Raw genomic sequence first — 15,019 nt, forward strand, 5'->3', positions numbered from 1 at the left:
GGCTCAGCCGGGCGCTCGGCTCAGCGCATGTCGAGCAGGCGTTCGAGGTACTGGCGCTCCTGCTCCGGCGACAGGCTGTCGCCCAGCCTGCGGCGAATCTCGTCAAGGATTTGTCGGGCGCGCTGAGAATCGATCTCGTCTGGAACCTTGACCTGGTCGCCGAAATTCGGGCCGAGATTCTGTTGCCGCCTTCCCAAAGGATCGCGGCCGTTTTGACCGTATTGCGGAACACCCATGCCAGGGCCGCCCTGACCTTGGCCCTGCATCTGGTTCATCATATCCTGGGCGCCTTGGCGCAGGGCCTGTAGCGCGCGGCCCTGATTGCCGACGGCTTGTTCGCCCTGGCCCTTGCCGAGCGCGCCGGAAGCGCCGTCCATTTCGCGCTTGGCTTCGCCGAAGCCCTTGCCGGGCTTGATGCCCATGCTTTCCAGGCCCTTGTTCAGCTCACCGAGCTGTTTTCCGAGCGCGTCCTGCTGCTCTTTCAGCTGTTTCAGTGCATCCTTGAGCTGTTCGGCGGTCATGTTGTCGAGCGGGTTGGGCTGACCATTCGGATCGCCCTGCTGACCTGGGTCCTGCGGCATTTCCTGACCGAAGAGCTCGTTGTCTTCGCCCTGCAGCGGGTCGCCCCGCTGCATCCGGTCACGCAGGGCCTGGTCGAACTTGAAGGTCTCGTCCATCAACTGCTGCTGTTGCTGCATCAGCTTGCCGAGCTTGTCCATCTGCTGGCGCATGGCGTCGTTCTGTTCGCCCATCTGCTGCTGGCTGCGGCCAGCCTGCAGGTTGTTCATCATGCGCTGCAGTTCCGAGAGCATCTGCTGTGCCTGATCGCGCGCGCCCGAGCGCGCCAGATTCTCGATCTGGTTCATCATCTTCTCGAGGTCCTGCTGGCGCAGGATGTTGTTCGGGTCGAGCTTGCCGGTCATGCGTGGATTTTTCATCGCCTGCTCGGCGAGCGCCTGCATGTATTCCTGCATCGCCTGGCGCAGTTCCTGCATCAGCTTGGCGATTTCCTGGTCCGAAGCGTTGCGCTCCAAGGCGTCCGACAGCGCCTGCTGGGCTTCGCGCAGGCGGCGCTCGGCAAGCGACAGGTCGCCGTCCTCGATGCCGAGCGCGATCTCCCAGAGGTATCCGGCGGCATCGCGCAACATGTCGTCGTTATAGGCGAGCGCCATCCGGGTGCGCGCCGATTTCAACAGCAGGAAATGAGTGAGGTTCGGGATCCAGTCCTCGGCAAGCGAGGTGACGGCGTCGTTGAGGTCGATGGCGCGCGGCAGGTCGTTGGCATTGAGCGCGAAAACCTGACGCTGTTCGGCGACGGCGCCGGCGAGCGGCTGCGAGAACTGGCGGGCAGGCAGGATCATGTCGTGCGGCGGGCTGCGGCCTTCCTGTCCGGCAGCATCCCGGGCGACGAGCGTCACCGCTACCCGCTTGCCGGCGAGCGGATGCTCGCTGAGGTTTCGGCTGGTCGTGCCCTTTGCCTCGCGCGCGTTACGGCGCGGCAGATCGAGCCGGTATTCCGGTAGCGGATAGAGCGCGCGGGCCCCTTCTGCCGGTTCGTCGAGCGGCTTGATCTCCGCCCAGGCCTGGGCGATGCCGTAATCGTCGTTGGCCGTAAACGTGATTTCGAGCGCCGCGTTGATGGTCGGATGGGGGATTCCGTCAAAGGCGATCTGAGGCACGCCGTCCGGGGTGATCTTGAACGCCCAGCGCTGGCTGCCGACGATAAGTTCGCCATCCTTGACGACCTTGTAGACGTGGTTGCGCACGGCATTCGGACTGCGTGCCGGCTCCGTTGCAACCATTTCGGCGACCTTCGGGCCGGCATCGTCCACTTTCGGCTTGCTCTGCTTTTCCTCGGCCTTTTCGCCGGCCACCGGAATGGCGATCGGTTTGCTCCCGCCGGTTTCCGCGTAGCGCACTGGCGCGTCCGCACCGGCGCCGGTGATCCGTACGGTGATGTCGCTGAACTGCGGGATGGTGATCGCCGCGGCGTCTTCATTCACGGCAGCGGCGGCTTCCGGCTTGCCCGTCAGAAAGATTGGCGCCCGCCCGGTATAGGGCGGCGGCGTTACCCAGGCATCGACGCGGATATTGGCAGCTTCGATCGACGTCTGCGGCAGCCGGAACGCATCGCTCAGCAATCCGGCGCGGTTGGAATAGGAATAGGCAAAGGCGACGCAAGCGAGCAGCACAGGCACGGCCCTGAGCGCGAAGGGATCGTGCCTGGCGATATCGGGCCGCGGCAGGCCAGTCTCGAGGGTGCCGATCATGCGTGCCATGCGCGCCTGGTGTTCGCGCCAGAGCGCCTCGCCCAGAGGGGTGTCGGTCGCGGGGCGATCGTCCTGGACGCGGATGGCCTGATGCGGCAGCGCATTGCGCTCTTCGAGCATGCGATCGGCATCGGCATTACCGGGAAGCCGCAACCGGCTGAGCGGTACGAGAGAGGCGAGGAAGGTTAGCGCAAAGGCAAAGAGCGCCACCGCATGCAGCCAGAAAGGTGCAGCGCGAAAGAAGCCGAGCCAGGCGAAGGCAAGAAACAGAAGGGCGATCGCACCGGGCAGAAGGATACGCGGCAGGACCTGCTCGGCGACCAGCACCGCGCGCGCCAGCCATCTCTTCAGCGCCAGAGTTCTCGAAAACGGCTTCGGTTGTGGCGTTTCATCCTGCCGGAATTGCGTCATCCGCCCAAGTTTCCTTTCGGTCGCCCATCAACGCTTGTGGCTGACCCAATGTAGTGAGGCGACGGCCGAGCTCAAAAATGCACGCAACTTCGCCTATCCCGCTTGCGTTCAGGATACCATCGTTTGTGGCGAAGACGAGGGCGCAAACACAATCGTGATCGGCCGGGCGGCCGATCCACAGATTGTCGTTGTCATGCCCGGACGGGTCAGTCGAGCCAGTCCGGCACCGAATCGAGACCGATCAACGCGTCATAGTCCTGACGCGGGCGAACGACGTGGAAACGGTCGCCCTTGACCAGAACTTCCGGGATCAGGAGGCGTGAATTGTAGGTGCTGGCCTGCACGGCGCCGTAGGCGCCGGCCGAGCTGATGGCAAAGAGATCGCCAGGCTTCGGCATCGCCATCTCGCGGTCGAGCGCCAGATAGTCGCCGGTTTCGCAGACCGGGCCCACGACGTCGGCGCGGATGCGCGGCGCGTTGGCGGCGGAGATGCGGACCGGGCGGATCTCGTGATAGGCCTCATAGAGGGTCGGGCGGATGAGATCGTTCATCGCACCGTCGACGATGACGAAGGTCTTGTCGCCACCGTCCTTCACGTAGATGACTTCGGTCACCAGAATGCCGGCATTGCCGACGATCAGCCGGCCCGGTTCGGTGACGATCTTGCAGCCGAGCGACTGCAGCTGGCTCTTGACGATTTCCGCATAGGCGTCCGGCAGCGGGGGCGGATTGTTGTCGTCCTTGTAGGGAATGCCGAGGCCGCCGCCGATGTCGACATGATCGATCGAGTGGCCGTCGGAGCGCAGCGTATCGACCAGTTCGCGCAGCAGCTTGAAGGCGTCGTCGAAGGGCTGAAGTTCGGTGATCTGGCTGCCGATATGCATGTCGATGCCGGTCACCTCAATGCCGGGCAGCGTTGCGGCATGGGCGTAGACCGCGCGGGCGCGCTCCCAGGAAATGCCGAACTTGTTTTCCTTCTTGCCCGTGGAAATCTTGGAATGGGTCTTCGCGTCAACATCAGGGTTGATGCGGAAGGACACATGGGCGCGCTTGCCGGCGCGAACGGCGCGCTGGTTCAGGACCTCAAGTTCCGGCTCGGACTCGACGTTGAAGCAGTAGATGCCGGCTTCCAGTGCGAGATCCATTTCCAGCGGCGTCTTGCCGACGCCGGAGAACATGATGCGGTTTGCCGGGATGCCGGCCGCCAGCGCCCGGCGCAGCTCACCGCCGGAGACCACGTCGACGCCGGCGCCAAGGCGGCCGAGCGTCTTCAGTACCGCCTGGTTCGAGTTGGCCTTCATCGCATAGCAAACCATCGCATCCACATCGGCGAAAGCCTTGGAGAACACCGTATAGTGGCGCTCGAGTGTGGCGGTCGAGTAGCAGTAGAAGGGTGTGCCGACGGCGCGGGCGATATCGGTCACCGGCACATCTTCGGCGTAGAGAATTCCGTCGCGGTATTGAAAATGGTTCACGTCACGCAGCTCGACTTTGAGCAATTCCAGGAAAGTGCGAAGCGGCTTCCGTTCGGAATTGCGTAATTTCTACTAGAGGAGGGGATCGAGCAGGAACGAACGCTCGTCTGCTTTTTCCTTCTGCTCGACAGTTCCTGCCGGCGCCTTGGTGTTGATCGGCGCGGTCGAGCCGGGGCGATCGAGGTCGCCCTTGCGTCCACAACCGACAAGAACCAGCCCGGGGATCGCCAGCAGAAGTGCAAGCCGGGCCGCCTTCGTGAATGTCATCGTGATTTTCCTTCGCGGGAACTGATGCAGGTGCGATGTCTTACCGATTTTTCAGGCACTTGTGCACCCTGTTTCTGCGGGCGAAGAGCCGCCCGCAGCGGGCTTACCTGCGGATGCCTTAGTTGCGGGCGCGCCACCAGGCGATCTGCTTGCGAACCTCGTTGGGCGCCGTGCCGCCGAAGGAGGTACGGCTGGCCACGGAGGCTTCGACCGTCAGGACATCGAAGACCTTCTCGGTGATGTCGGCGTGGATCGACTGCAGGTCGGCAAGCGAAAGATCCGCGAGGTCGCAGCCCTTCTGTTCAGCAAGCGCCACGGCGCGGCCGGTCACATGGTGGGCGTCGCGGAAGGGCAGGCCTGCCTCACGCACCAACCAGTCGGCAAGGTCGGTCGCGGTCGAATAGCCGGAGCCGGCGGCGGCCTTCATGCGATCGCTACGGATGGTCATGTCACGAACCATGCCGGTCATGGCGGCGATCGCCAGCTCGAGGCTTTCGGCTGAGTCGAAGACCTGTTCCTTGTCTTCCTGCATGTCCTTGGAATAGGCGAGCGGCAGACCCTTCATGACCGTGAGCAGCGCGATCAACGAACCGTTGATGCGGCCGGTCTTGGCGCGCACCAGTTCAGCGGCGTCGGGATTCTTCTTCTGCGGCATGATCGAGGAGCCGGTCGAAAATGCATCCGACAGGCGGATGAAGCCGAACTGCGGCGTCGACCAGATGACGATCTCTTCGGCCAGCCGCGACAGGTGCGTGGCAGTGATCGAGGCCATCGACAGGAATTCGAGCGCGAAGTCGCGGTCCGATACCGTGTCGATCGAGTTGCGGGTCGGGCCGGCAAAGCCGAGCGCCTTGGCGGTCATGTGACGGTCGATCGGGAAGCCGGTACCGGCAAGGGCGGCGGCGCCTATCGGGCTCTCGTCCATGTGCTCGATGGCGTGACGCACGCGCGAGCGGTCGCGGCCGAACATCTCGACATAGGCCATGCAGTGATGGCCGAAGGTGACGGGCTGCGCGGTCTGCAGATGGGTGAAGCCGGGCATGACGGTATCTGCATGTTCCTCGGCGCGGTCGAGGAAGGCGGCGATCAGCGCCGTCAGCGCTTTCTCGGTGCGCTGCAGCTCTTCCTTGACCCAGAGGCGGAAGTCGAGCGCCACCTGATCGTTGCGCGAGCGGGCGGTGTGGAGGCGGCCGGCAGCCGGACCGATCAGGGTCGCGAGCCGGGCCTCGATGTTCATGTGGATGTCTTCGAGGCGGCGCGAGAACTCGAACGCACCACTTTCGATCTCTGACAGGATCGTGTTCAGGCCGTGAACGATCTTGTCTTTGTCGTCGGCCGAAATGATGCCTTGATGCGCCAGCATCGTCGCATGCGCTATTGAGCCGCGGATGTCCTGGGCATAGAGCTTCTTGTCGAAGCCGATCGAGGCATTTATTTCCTCCATGATCGCGTCCGGACCCGAGGCAAAGCGACCGCCCCACATCTGGTTGGAGGATTTCGTCTCGGAATTGCCGTCAGCCATGAAGAATGCCCGCCTTGGAGAATGAAATGCCCGACCAGAAGAAATCCCCCCCGGCCGTGAAACTGTTCGCGCTCGCCGCCCTGTTCGGCGTGATCGTCGGTGCGGCAGCGGTATACGTGAAGGAGACCGGGTCTGGCAATGGTGAGGCAACCGAAACGGCCTCCGCCAGTTGCCCGCTGACCTCGGCCAAGGTCGCTGCGCTGACACCCTTCATGAAGGGGCAGGTTGCCGCGATGTCGCCGGCGGCGTCGCCGCGGCCGATCGCGCTCGACTTCAACGGTCCGGACGGCAAGTCGACCAATGTCTCGGCCTTTGCCGGCAAAACGCTGCTCGTCAATCTCTGGGCGACGTGGTGCGTTCCCTGCCGCGAGGAAATGCCGGCCTTGAACGCCCTGCAGAAGTCGCTCGGCAGCGACAAGTTCGAAGTGGTGGCGATCAACATCGACGTCGGCGACGACGAGAAGCCGAAGGCTTTCCTCGACGAGACGGCCGTGCACGAGCTTGGCTATTATCGCGACGCCTCGATGGGCGTGTTCAACAACATGAAGAAGGAAGGCCTGGCCTTCGGCCTGCCGGCAACCCTGCTGCTCGACGACAAGGGCTGCCTGATCGGCTCGATGAACGGCCCGGCCGCCTGGGACAGCGACGACGCCAAGGCGCTGATCAGCGCGGCGCTTGCTCCTGCTGCGGGAAGCTGAAGGAGACTAGATCTGGACAAAGAAAAACCCGGCGGATCGCCGGGTTTTTCTTGTCAAATGCTGACGGAATTAGCGGGTGGGAACCGGCACTTCGCCGCGATAATCGTAGAAGCCGCGTCCGGACTTGCGGCCGAGCCAGCCGGCTTCGACATATTTCACCAGCAGCGGGCAGGGGCGATACTTCGAGTCCGCAAGGCCGTCATAGAGCACCTGCATGATCGACAGGCAGGTGTCGAGGCCGATGAAGTCGGCAAGCTGCAGCGGGCCCATGGGATGGTTGGCGCCGAGCTTCATGGCGGTATCGATCGCCTCGACACTGCCGACGCCTTCATAAAGCGTATAGATCGCCTCGTTGATCATCGGCAGCAGAATGCGGTTGACGATGAAGGCCGGAAAATCTTCGGCGACCGTCACGGTCTTGTCGAGCGTCGCGACGAATTCCTTGGCGGTCTTGAAGGTCTGTTCGTCCGTGGCGATGCCGCGCACGAGCTCGACCAGCTTCATCACCGGAACCGGGTTCATGAAGTGGATGCCCATGAAGTGCTCAGGGCGATCGGTGGCGGAGGCCAGGCGCGTGATCGACAGGGACGAGGTATTCGTCGCGAGAATCGCTTCCGGCTTCAGGATCGGACAAACCTGACCGTAGATCTTGCGCTTGATCGTTTCGTCTTCGGTGACGGCTTCAATCACAAGATCGGCCTGGGACAGGTCGTTGATATCGGAAGAGCCCTTGATCAGGGCAAGGGCTGCCTTGCGGGCCTCGTCGGTCATCTTGCCGGAGGAGACCTGACGGGCAAGGTTGCCGTTGACGGTTGCAAGGCCCGCTTCGATCCGTTCGGCGGCCAGATCATAGATCTGCACCTTGTATCCGGCGATTGCCGAAACATGTGCGATGCCACAGCCCATTTGCCCGGCACCAATAATTCCGACCGTCTTGATCATCGCGGCGAACATCCATCTTCAAGGGTTGGCGGCAAGGCCGCCATCAGACACGCAAACCGGGCCGGTTTGGCCGGCCCGGTAGATTGTTAATGCCAAGTCCCCGCTTTTGCCAGCCCTTTTCATGGGTGCGGAGGGTGGCATCGATTTGGGCTTACAGCGCCTTCTGCAACTCCGGCAGAGCGTCGAAGAGATCGGCAACCAGGCCGTAGTCGGCGACCTGGAAGATCGGCGCCTCTTCGTCCTTGTTGATGGCGACGATGACCTTCGAGTCCTTCATGCCGGCGAGGTGCTGGATGGCACCGGAAATGCCGCAGGCGATGTAGAGATCGGGTGCGACCACCTTGCCGGTCTGGCCGACCTGCCAGTCGTTCGGGGCATAACCGGCGTCGACGGCAGCGCGCGAAGCGCCGACGGCAGCGCCGAGCTTGTCGGCCACCGGCAGGATCACTTCCTGGAACTTTTCCGACGAGCCGAGCGCGCGGCCACCGGAGATGATGATCTTGGCAGACGTCAGCTCCGGGCGGTCGGACGACGACAGGGCGTCGGCGACGAAGGAGGAAACGCCGGGGTTGGCGGCAGCCGAGACGCTCTCGATCGCGGCCGAGCCGCCTTCAGGGGCGGACGCGAAGGAGGCGGTGCGCACGGTGATGACGCGCTTGGCTTCGGTCGTCTGCACCGTCTGGATGGCGTTGCCGGCATAGATCGGACGCTTGAAGGTATCCGACGAGACAACTTCGATGATTTCCGAAACCTGGGAAACGTCGAGCAGGGCTGCAACGCGCGGCATGACGTTCTTGCCGACCGAGGTCGCGGCGCTCACGATCGTGTCGTAGCTGCCAGCGAGCGAGACGATCAGGGCAGCGAGCGGTTCTGCGAGGTTGTTGGCAAGCGAGGCGTCGTCGGCAACGAGCACCTTGGCAACGCCTGCAAGCTTGGCGGCCTGTTCGGCAGCTTGCTTCGCGCCGGCGCCGGCAACGAGAACATGCACATCGCCGCCAATCTTCGAAGCGGCGCTCAGCGCCTTGGCGGTCTGGTCGGAAAGGTGGTTGCTGTCGTGGTCAGCCAGAAGAAGAATGGCCATGATAAAATCTCCCTTCCTTAAATCAGAGCACGCCGGCTTCGGTTTTGAGCTTTTCGACGAGCTCGGCGACCGACTTGACCTTGATGCCGGCCTTGCGGCCCGACGGCTCCTCGGTCTTCAGCACCTTGAGGCGGGCGGCGGTGTCGACGCCGAAGTCGGCCGGCGACTTCTTGTCGAGCGGCTTCTTCTTCGCCTTCATGATGTTCGGCAGTGAGGCGTAGCGCGGCTCGTTCAGGCGCAGGTCGGTGGTAACGACGGCCGGCAGCTTGATGTCGATCGTCTGCAGACCGCCGTCGACTTCGCGCGTCACGGTTGCTTTGCCATCGCCGATCTCGACCTTGGAGGCGAAGGTGCCTTGCGCCCAGCCGAGCAGGGCGGACAGCATCTGGCCGGTCTGGTTCGAATCGTCGTCGATTGCCTGCTTGCCGACGATAATCAGGCCCGGCTGTTCAGCCTCGGCCACACCCTTGACGATCTTGGCGACAGCGAGCGGCTCGACCTGGTCTTCGGTCTCAACCAGGATGGCGCGGTCGGCCCCCATGGCGAGCGCCGTGCGCAGCGTCTCTTCGGCCTTGGCCGGACCAACGGAAACGACGACGACTTCCTCAGCCTTGCCGGCTTCCTTCAGCCTGAGCGCCTCTTCGACCGAGATTTCGTCGAAGGGGTTCATCGACATCTTCACGTTCGCAAGTTCGACGCCCGAACCGTCTGCCTTCACCCGGATCTTGACGTTGTAGTCAACCACCCGCTTCACCGTCACAAGTATTTTCATGGATTCTTCCCTCCAAGAGCTTTCGCAGGAAAATGCGCCTTAACGGAGCCGCCTGATTGTCGGTTGGCGACATCGATACGCGTTTTTTCTCCAATTACAATCGCTGTACATGGCGCTAAATCGATATAATCCCGAGAATTGGAATTACGTTTACGTACACGTAAGAATGATCGATGGCAAGTGGCTTGGGGCCTGATGCGGCACTGTCCCGGCAGGGCCGGGCGCGCTTCAGGCAAGCCATTGAAATAACGGATCATCCTCGTTGAAGGCTGGCGATTGCCGGTGTCAGGATCCGGTCTGGCGTCCCCAGGGAACGGGCGATCTTGTCGCATCTGACGACGGCGGTTGGCTTGCGGTGACCGGTTCGGCCTTGTGCCGGACGGCGCGCGGCGTGACGATCGTGCGGTCGAAAAGCGGCACATCGCGGCGTCGCAAAATGACAACCAGAACCAGGCCCGCGACGATGCCGCCGACATGGGCGCTCCAGGACACGCCGCTGCCGGGATCGACGACCAGCATGAAGAACTGCTGGCCGATCCAGAAGGCAAGCGGGATGGCCGCGGGCAAGGGCAGCGGGATGCGGAAGAAGACAAGCACCCAGACGCGCACCTTCGGGTGTAGCAGGAAATAGGCGGCAACGACGCCGGAGATCGCGCCCGATGCGCCGATCAACGGCGCCTCGGAGGCCGGGTCGAGAAGCCCATGCGCCAGTGCGCCTGCAGCCGCGCAGAGAAGATAGAAGGCGAGATAGCGGAAGTGCCCGAGCGCATCCTCGACATTGTCGCCGAACACCCAGAGGAACAGCATGTTCATGGCGAGGTGCATGAAGTCGCCATGCAGGAAGGAATAGGTGACGAAGGTGAAGCCGTCGGGGACGACGACGAGCGAGGGATCAAGCTGCGCGTAGTCGAAAATGAGCGCCGGGATATAGCCGAAGCCCAGCAGCGCGGCGTTGGTGAATTGCTCGGAGGCAATCGGTCCGGTGATCAGCCAGACGGCAATGTTGATGACGATCAGGCTGATCGTGACGTACTGGACCTTGATGTGCTTCAGGGTGTTCGTATCGTGAAGCGGTATGAACATGCGGTCTCCCGAAGCACAGGTTATTGCCCGTTTCTCCCGCCGAATCTCGATCGGGCGCGACAATGCGCGAGCCGACGTTATCTGTTTTTTCCGGGAATCCAAAGGACGTCGGCTTGACCTTTGTCATTTGCAAAGCGCGCCGCGACGAACAGGAAATCCGACAGGCGATTGATATAGGCGATGGCTTCCGTGCTGACGACTTCACCTTCGATCTGGGCAAGGGCCACCACCTGGCGTTCCGCACGGCGTGCGACCGTGCGGGCGACGTGGAGGGCTGCGGAGGCGGGGCTTCCGGCCGGAAGCACGAAGGAGCGCAAGGGATCAAGTTCGGTATTCAGCCGGTCGATTTCGGTTTCGAGCCAGGTCACCTGCGCTGCGACGATGCGCAGCGGTTCGTATTGCGGCGGCTCGCCGGTGTCGGGTGTTGCGAGATCCGCGCCGAGATCGAAGAGATCGTTCTGGATCCGCATCAGTGCGGCGTCGAGATCGACGTTGCCGGCCGTATGCTGCCGAGCCAGGCCGACGAAGGCATTGGTTTCGTCCACTGCGCCATAAGCATCGACGCGCAGATCGCTCTTCAGCCGGCGCGGGCCGGAGACGAGCCCGGTGGTGCCGTTGTCACCCGTCCGGGTATAGATCTTGTTGAGCTTCACCATGGGCGGACGCAGTCCTCTAGCGCAATTTCAGGAACGGTGTGGAACGGTTGTCCGTTCGGAATTTGCGTCAGGTCGGACGGCCGCCGCCGGTGATCCAAAGGGTCACCATGATGAGCACGATCGCGATTGCCTGCAACAGTACACGCGCCTGCATCAACTTGTTGGACGTGTTGCCGCTGCCACCCTTTGCCATGTTCACGAGGCCGCGGATCAAAACGATCACGACCAGGCCCATGACGAACAGGGTCAAGCCGGTAAAGAAGCTGGACATCGAACTCTTCCTTGCAATTCTGCTTCAGCCAAGTCGGCCGATGATGCGATAAAACAGTGCCGCCGGCAGGAGCTTCTTCAGAAGCGCGCCCTGTCTGGCTGGCCTTGTTACAATATAGTGCGGTTTCGGTTTCTTTGCTGTCAGCGCGTGCTTCAAAACCGCATAAACCGCCTCCGGGCCGAGCTTTCCGGCCGCGGGTTTGCTTTCGCCTTTCAGGCGTCGCATCTGCCGCTCGTATTCGACGCGGTGCACCGAATTCTTGAGGTCGATGAAGCGCTCGATATAGGTAACGGCATTGGCGGTGAATTTCGATGTGATCGGCCCTGGCTCGATCAGGCTCACCTCGATACCGCTGCCGGCCAGCTCCATCTTGAGGGTGAGGGACAGGCCCTCGATCGCAAACTTGGAGGCGTTGTAGGCGCCGCGCCAGCGATAGGGCACGATGCCGAGGATGGAAGAGCACTGCACGATGCGGCCGCTGCCGCGCGCCCGCATCGCGGGGATCACCCGCCGCGTCAGGTCGTGCCAGCCAATCACGTTGGTCTCGAGCTGGAGCCTCAGCGCCTCGGTCGGCAGATCCTCGACCGCACCCGCCTGGCCATAGGCGCCGTTGTTGAACAGCGCGTCGATGCGCCCGCCGGAGAGCGCCAGCACCGTATCGGCCAGGGCAGCGATGCTCTCCGGCTTGGTGTAGTCCATCAGAAAGGTCTCGATGCCCTCGCTTTCAAGCGATTGCAGGTCCTCTTCCCGGCGCACGGTCGCAAACACCCGCCAGCCGTCGGCATGAAGCGCGCGTGCGCAATGGGCGCCGATTCCGGAGGAGCATCCGGTGACAATGATTGTGGGGCGATCCGTCATCCGGTCGAATCCTGTAGAAATCCTGCCTCGGTTTCCCATATTCATCGGCGGGATACAATTGAATTGCGCAAGCCGGAACCCGCCAGCGTTGTCGCCGTTGGGGTCATGCGAAGCCAAGGAAACGGCGCCGAGACGGACGTACTGATCGGGTAGTCCCGGCGCCTCGTAGGATTGGAATGGAATGCCAGCGTTTATACGCATCACCTGGAAAGTCGTGTTCGATGCGCTCTGGCACTTCAGCCTCGACGACGGTTGGGCGATGGCGAGCCATGTGGCGCTGTCGTCGCTGCTCGCCGTCTTTCCCTTCCTGATTTTCGGCACGGCGCTCGGCAGCTTTCTCGGGGCCGACCAGTTTGCCGAAACGGCGGTGCATCTGATTTTCGATGCCTGGCCGGAATCGATCGCCAAGCCCATCGCCGACGAAATCGTGCGGGTGCTGACGATCCCGCGCGGTGGGCTCTTGACCGTTTCGGTGCTGGCCGCCGCCTATTTCGCCTCCAACGGCGTCGAGGCGCTGCGCGTCTCGCTCAATCGCGCCTATCGAGTGACCGAGAGCCGCTACTGGTACGTCACTCGGCTTGCGAGCCTCGGCTTCGTGCTTGCCGGCGTCCTGATCCTGGCCGCACTCAGCATTCTGCTCGTCGCCGTGCCCCTGGCGGTGCGTTATGCCGGACAGTGGCTCCCCTGGCTTGGTGGCGTGCTTGCGACCGTCGACAACTGGAGCCTGCCGCTCGCTCTCGTCGTGCTGACCAGCGGATTGCTCGTGTCCCATCTCTGGCTGCCGGATGGGCACCGTAAAGTGATCGACGTTTTGCCGGGCATCGCGCTGACGCTCGTTTGCTGGACGATCGGCGCTTATGCCTTTGCTTCGTACCTCGCGACCTTCGCCACCTATGTGTCTACCTATGCTGGCCTGGCGTCGATCATGATCGTGCTGGTGTTTCTCTACATGATCGCTGCAATCTTCATCATCGGCGCCGAGATCAATGCGGCGATCCTCAAATACAGGGTCAAGAGCATGGTGCGGCGCAGCTTCCAGCTGCGCAATGGCAACGACGCGGCCCGCGAGGAGCAGGACCTAGCCGATTAGCGCGCGGATTTCCTCCGCTGTGCGACCGGCGGCGCGGAAAGCGGCGATGCCGGTATCCTGGTTGCTCTTCGACAGCTTGCGCCCATCCGGGCCGAGGATCAGCCGGTGATGGTGATAGAGCGGTTCCGGCAGATCGAGAAGCCGCTGCAGCAGCCGGTGCACGGATGTCGCATGATAGAGGTCGCGGCCGCGCACCACATGGGTGATGCCCTGCAACGCGTCGTCGACGACGACGGATAGATGGTAGCTTGACGGCGCATCGGAGCGCGACAGGATCACGTCGCCCCAGGCGGCGGGGTCGGCGATGATGGTGCCGGTTTCGTCCTCAGGACCATGGCCGCTCTCGGCCCAGCTCAGGTGGTCTTTTCCCAAAAGCGCGATGGCCTTCTCCATGTCGAGCCGCCAGGCATAGGCCTTGCCGCCCGCGCTGAGAGCCGCGCGCTCGGTTTGGGGCAATTCCCGCTCACGGCCGGGATAGAGCGGGCTGCCGTCCGGATCGCGCGGCCAGGTCTGGCCGCCGGCTTCCGCATCGGCAACGGCGGCCTTGATTTCGCCGCGGGTCATGACCGAGGGGTAGATGACACCCAGCATGTCCAGCCGTTGAAGCGCCGACGCGTAGGCGTCGAGATGTTCCGATTGCCGGCGCACCGGGCGCTCCCAGTCGAGGCCGAGCCAGGCAAGGTCTTCGAAGATCGCCGCCTCGAATTCCGGGCGGCAGCGGGTCTGGTCGATATCCTCGATGCGCAGCAGGAAACGCCCGTTCGCGGCCTTCGCCATGTCATGGTTCAGCACCGCGGAAAGCGCGTGGCCGAGATGGAGCAGCCCGTTGGGGCTCGGGGCAAAACGGAAAACGGGTGGCGTGTCAGGCATGCTTTCCCTTTGCCATGGAAGGGGTATAAAAATCATCCGCTTTGTGGAGGCGTCATGCGGATCATCCGGACACATGAGGATATCGAGGCCGGGCTGTCAGGCCTGGTGATGCTCGATGCGCGCCTCGGGCACGTCGTTGCGAGAGCCGGCCCGGTGCCGCTCCGGCGCACCGATCCCGGCTATCGCGGCCTTGCGAGCATCATCGTCTCGCAAATGGTCTCGAAGGCAAGTGCGGCTGCGATCTGGCGGCGCATGGAAGAAAAGCTCGGCGAGGTCACGGCGGCAGGCGTCAATTCGCTGAGCGACGAGGATTGCCGGGCGATCGGGCTGTCGCGGGCGAAGGCCGAGGCGCTGAGGCGCGTGGCCGAGGTGGTCGTCAGCGGTCAGATCGATCTCGACGCGATCTGCAACATCGAAGGATCGGAGGCGATCCGGGAGCTGACGGCGATCAAGGGGGTGGGGCGCTGGACGGCGGAAGTCTATCTGCTCTTCTGCGCCGGTCATCCGGATGTCTTTCCCTCCGGCGACGTCGCGCTGCAAAACGCGATCGGTCACGGACTGGGCCTCGAACTGCGCCCGAGCGCACGTGAAATTGATTCGCTCGCCGCTTCGTGGTCGCCCTGGCGCAGCGTCGCCGCACGCCTCTTCTGGGCCTATTATTCACAGGAAATGCGTCGTGATGCTGTTCCTGTGACACCTTGAAGGAAAAAGCGAATCCAGCGCACGCATTTTTGTTTCCGGCTTCACAATCCT

General features: G+C 62.9%; 15 protein-coding genes. 3 read left to right on the plus strand and 12 right to left on the minus strand.

Annotated elements, in window-relative coordinates; translation table 11 throughout:
* Nucleotides 1-20 precede the first annotated feature (20 nt).
* The 4 genes from IB277_RS18995 to argH form a co-directional block, all read right to left on the minus strand.
* Entirely contained in the window at nucleotides 21-2,681 is a 2,661-nt protein-coding gene (locus tag IB277_RS18995; RefSeq protein WP_090299887.1) for a TIGR02302 family protein, read from the minus strand.
* Between the two features lie 206 nt (nucleotides 2,682-2,887).
* Nucleotides 2,888-4,156 carry a diaminopimelate decarboxylase gene (lysA, locus tag IB277_RS19000; protein WP_034806740.1) on the minus strand — a complete coding sequence of 423 codons (1,269 nt, stop codon included), beginning with the start codon at nucleotides 4,154-4,156 and terminating at the stop codon, nucleotides 2,888-2,890.
* Nucleotides 4,157-4,228: 72 nt separating this feature from the next.
* Nucleotides 4,229-4,423 (minus strand): lipoprotein, encoded by a 195-nt coding sequence (locus IB277_RS19005; RefSeq protein ID WP_034806616.1) that lies wholly within the window; start codon nucleotides 4,421-4,423, stop codon nucleotides 4,229-4,231.
* Nucleotides 4,424-4,541: 118 nt separating this feature from the next.
* Complete coding sequence (gene argH, locus IB277_RS19010) at nucleotides 4,542-5,945, minus strand: argininosuccinate lyase (RefSeq protein WP_034806619.1); 1,404 nt, start codon at nucleotides 5,943-5,945, stop codon at nucleotides 4,542-4,544.
* A 26-nt stretch (nucleotides 5,946-5,971) separates the two neighbouring features.
* Here argH and IB277_RS19015 point away from each other — a divergent pair, with 26 nt between their 5' ends.
* Nucleotides 5,972-6,643, plus strand: coding sequence for a TlpA disulfide reductase family protein (locus IB277_RS19015; protein WP_090299883.1), 672 nt, complete (start codon nucleotides 5,972-5,974; stop codon nucleotides 6,641-6,643).
* A 69-nt stretch (nucleotides 6,644-6,712) separates the two neighbouring features.
* Here IB277_RS19015 and IB277_RS19020 read toward each other — a convergent pair whose 3' ends face one another.
* The 7 genes from IB277_RS19020 to IB277_RS19050 all read right to left on the minus strand — a co-directional run bounded on the left by IB277_RS19020 (nucleotide 6,713) and on the right by IB277_RS19050 (nucleotide 12,306).
* Nucleotides 6,713-7,585: a 3-hydroxybutyryl-CoA dehydrogenase gene (locus tag IB277_RS19020; RefSeq protein WP_034806743.1), complete on the minus strand. Its 873-nt coding sequence runs from the start codon at nucleotides 7,583-7,585 to the stop codon at nucleotides 6,713-6,715.
* Between the two features lie 151 nt (nucleotides 7,586-7,736).
* Nucleotides 7,737-8,666: an electron transfer flavoprotein subunit alpha/FixB family protein gene (locus IB277_RS19025; RefSeq protein ID WP_060643815.1), complete on the minus strand. Its 930-nt coding sequence runs from the start codon at nucleotides 8,664-8,666 to the stop codon at nucleotides 7,737-7,739.
* Nucleotides 8,667-8,688: 22 nt separating this feature from the next.
* Nucleotides 8,689-9,438, minus strand: a complete 750-nt coding sequence (locus tag IB277_RS19030; RefSeq protein ID WP_060518495.1) for an electron transfer flavoprotein subunit beta/FixA family protein — start codon at nucleotides 9,436-9,438, stop codon at nucleotides 8,689-8,691.
* Nucleotides 9,439-9,723: 285 nt separating this feature from the next.
* Nucleotides 9,724-10,521 carry a rhomboid family intramembrane serine protease gene (locus IB277_RS19035; RefSeq protein WP_034797866.1) on the minus strand — a complete coding sequence of 266 codons (798 nt, stop codon included), beginning with the start codon at nucleotides 10,519-10,521 and terminating at the stop codon, nucleotides 9,724-9,726.
* Between the two features lie 77 nt (nucleotides 10,522-10,598).
* Nucleotides 10,599-11,177, minus strand: coding sequence for a cob(I)yrinic acid a,c-diamide adenosyltransferase (locus IB277_RS19040; protein ID WP_034797864.1), 579 nt, complete (start codon nucleotides 11,175-11,177; stop codon nucleotides 10,599-10,601).
* Nucleotides 11,178-11,244: 67 nt separating this feature from the next.
* Nucleotides 11,245-11,448 carry a twin transmembrane helix small protein gene (locus tag IB277_RS19045; protein WP_034797863.1) on the minus strand — a complete coding sequence of 68 codons (204 nt, stop codon included), beginning with the start codon at nucleotides 11,446-11,448 and terminating at the stop codon, nucleotides 11,245-11,247.
* A gap of 24 nt (nucleotides 11,449-11,472) precedes the next feature.
* Nucleotides 11,473-12,306, minus strand: a complete 834-nt coding sequence (locus IB277_RS19050; RefSeq protein WP_192371335.1) for an SDR family oxidoreductase — start codon at nucleotides 12,304-12,306, stop codon at nucleotides 11,473-11,475.
* Between the two features lie 181 nt (nucleotides 12,307-12,487).
* Between IB277_RS19050 and IB277_RS19055 the strand changes: the two genes are divergently transcribed.
* On the plus strand, nucleotides 12,488-13,396 hold the full coding sequence (locus IB277_RS19055; protein ID WP_034797861.1) for a YihY/virulence factor BrkB family protein: 909 nt from the start codon (nucleotides 12,488-12,490) through the stop codon (nucleotides 13,394-13,396).
* On the opposite strand, the gene gluQRS is transcribed toward IB277_RS19055, so the two are convergent.
* Nucleotides 13,385-14,266, minus strand: a complete 882-nt coding sequence (gene gluQRS, locus IB277_RS19060; protein WP_060609800.1) for a tRNA glutamyl-Q(34) synthetase GluQRS — start codon at nucleotides 14,264-14,266, stop codon at nucleotides 13,385-13,387. The genes IB277_RS19055 and gluQRS overlap by 12 nt on opposite strands.
* Nucleotides 14,267-14,320: 54 nt before the next feature.
* On the opposite strand from gluQRS, the gene IB277_RS19065 reads away from it, so the two are divergent.
* Nucleotides 14,321-14,968, plus strand: a complete 648-nt coding sequence (locus tag IB277_RS19065) for a DNA-3-methyladenine glycosylase (RefSeq protein WP_034797859.1) — start codon at nucleotides 14,321-14,323, stop codon at nucleotides 14,966-14,968.
* Nucleotides 14,969-15,019: the final 51 nt, after the last annotated feature.

The organism is Ensifer sp. ENS07 (assembly GCF_014852185.1).
GTDB lineage: Bacteria > Pseudomonadota > Alphaproteobacteria > Rhizobiales > Rhizobiaceae > Ensifer > Ensifer adhaerens.

Excerpts from the sequence above, each read along its gene's own strand:
- IB277_RS19020 (WP_034806743.1), bottom strand. The coding sequence starts at position 7,585 with ATGATCAAGACGGTCGGAATTATTGGTGCCGGGCAAATGGGCTGTGGC.
- IB277_RS19030 (WP_060518495.1), bottom strand. The coding sequence starts at position 9,438 with ATGAAAATACTTGTGACGGTGAAGCGGGTGGTTGACTACAACGTCAAG.
- argH (WP_034806619.1), bottom strand. The coding sequence starts at position 5,945 with ATGGCTGACGGCAATTCCGAGACGAAATCCTCCAACCAGATGTGGGGC.
- IB277_RS19035 (WP_034797866.1), bottom strand. The coding sequence starts at position 10,521 with ATGTTCATACCGCTTCACGATACGAACACCCTGAAGCACATCAAGGTC.
- IB277_RS19045 (WP_034797863.1), bottom strand. The coding sequence starts at position 11,448 with ATGTCCAGCTTCTTTACCGGCTTGACCCTGTTCGTCATGGGCCTGGTC.
- IB277_RS18995 (WP_090299887.1), bottom strand. The coding sequence starts at position 2,681 with ATGACGCAATTCCGGCAGGATGAAACGCCACAACCGAAGCCGTTTTCG.
- IB277_RS19015 (WP_090299883.1), top strand. The coding sequence starts at position 5,972 with ATGCCCGACCAGAAGAAATCCCCCCCGGCCGTGAAACTGTTCGCGCTC.
- IB277_RS19005 (WP_034806616.1), bottom strand. The coding sequence starts at position 4,423 with ATGACATTCACGAAGGCGGCCCGGCTTGCACTTCTGCTGGCGATCCCC.
- gluQRS (WP_060609800.1), bottom strand. The coding sequence starts at position 14,266 with ATGCCTGACACGCCACCCGTTTTCCGTTTTGCCCCGAGCCCCAACGGG.
- IB277_RS19025 (WP_060643815.1), bottom strand. The coding sequence starts at position 8,666 with ATGGCCATTCTTCTTCTGGCTGACCACGACAGCAACCACCTTTCCGAC.
- IB277_RS19040 (WP_034797864.1), bottom strand. The coding sequence starts at position 11,177 with ATGGTGAAGCTCAACAAGATCTATACCCGGACGGGTGACAACGGCACC.
- IB277_RS19055 (WP_034797861.1), top strand. The coding sequence starts at position 12,488 with ATGCCAGCGTTTATACGCATCACCTGGAAAGTCGTGTTCGATGCGCTC.
- IB277_RS19065 (WP_034797859.1), top strand. The coding sequence starts at position 14,321 with ATGCGGATCATCCGGACACATGAGGATATCGAGGCCGGGCTGTCAGGC.
- IB277_RS19050 (WP_192371335.1), bottom strand. The coding sequence starts at position 12,306 with ATGACGGATCGCCCCACAATCATTGTCACCGGATGCTCCTCCGGAATC.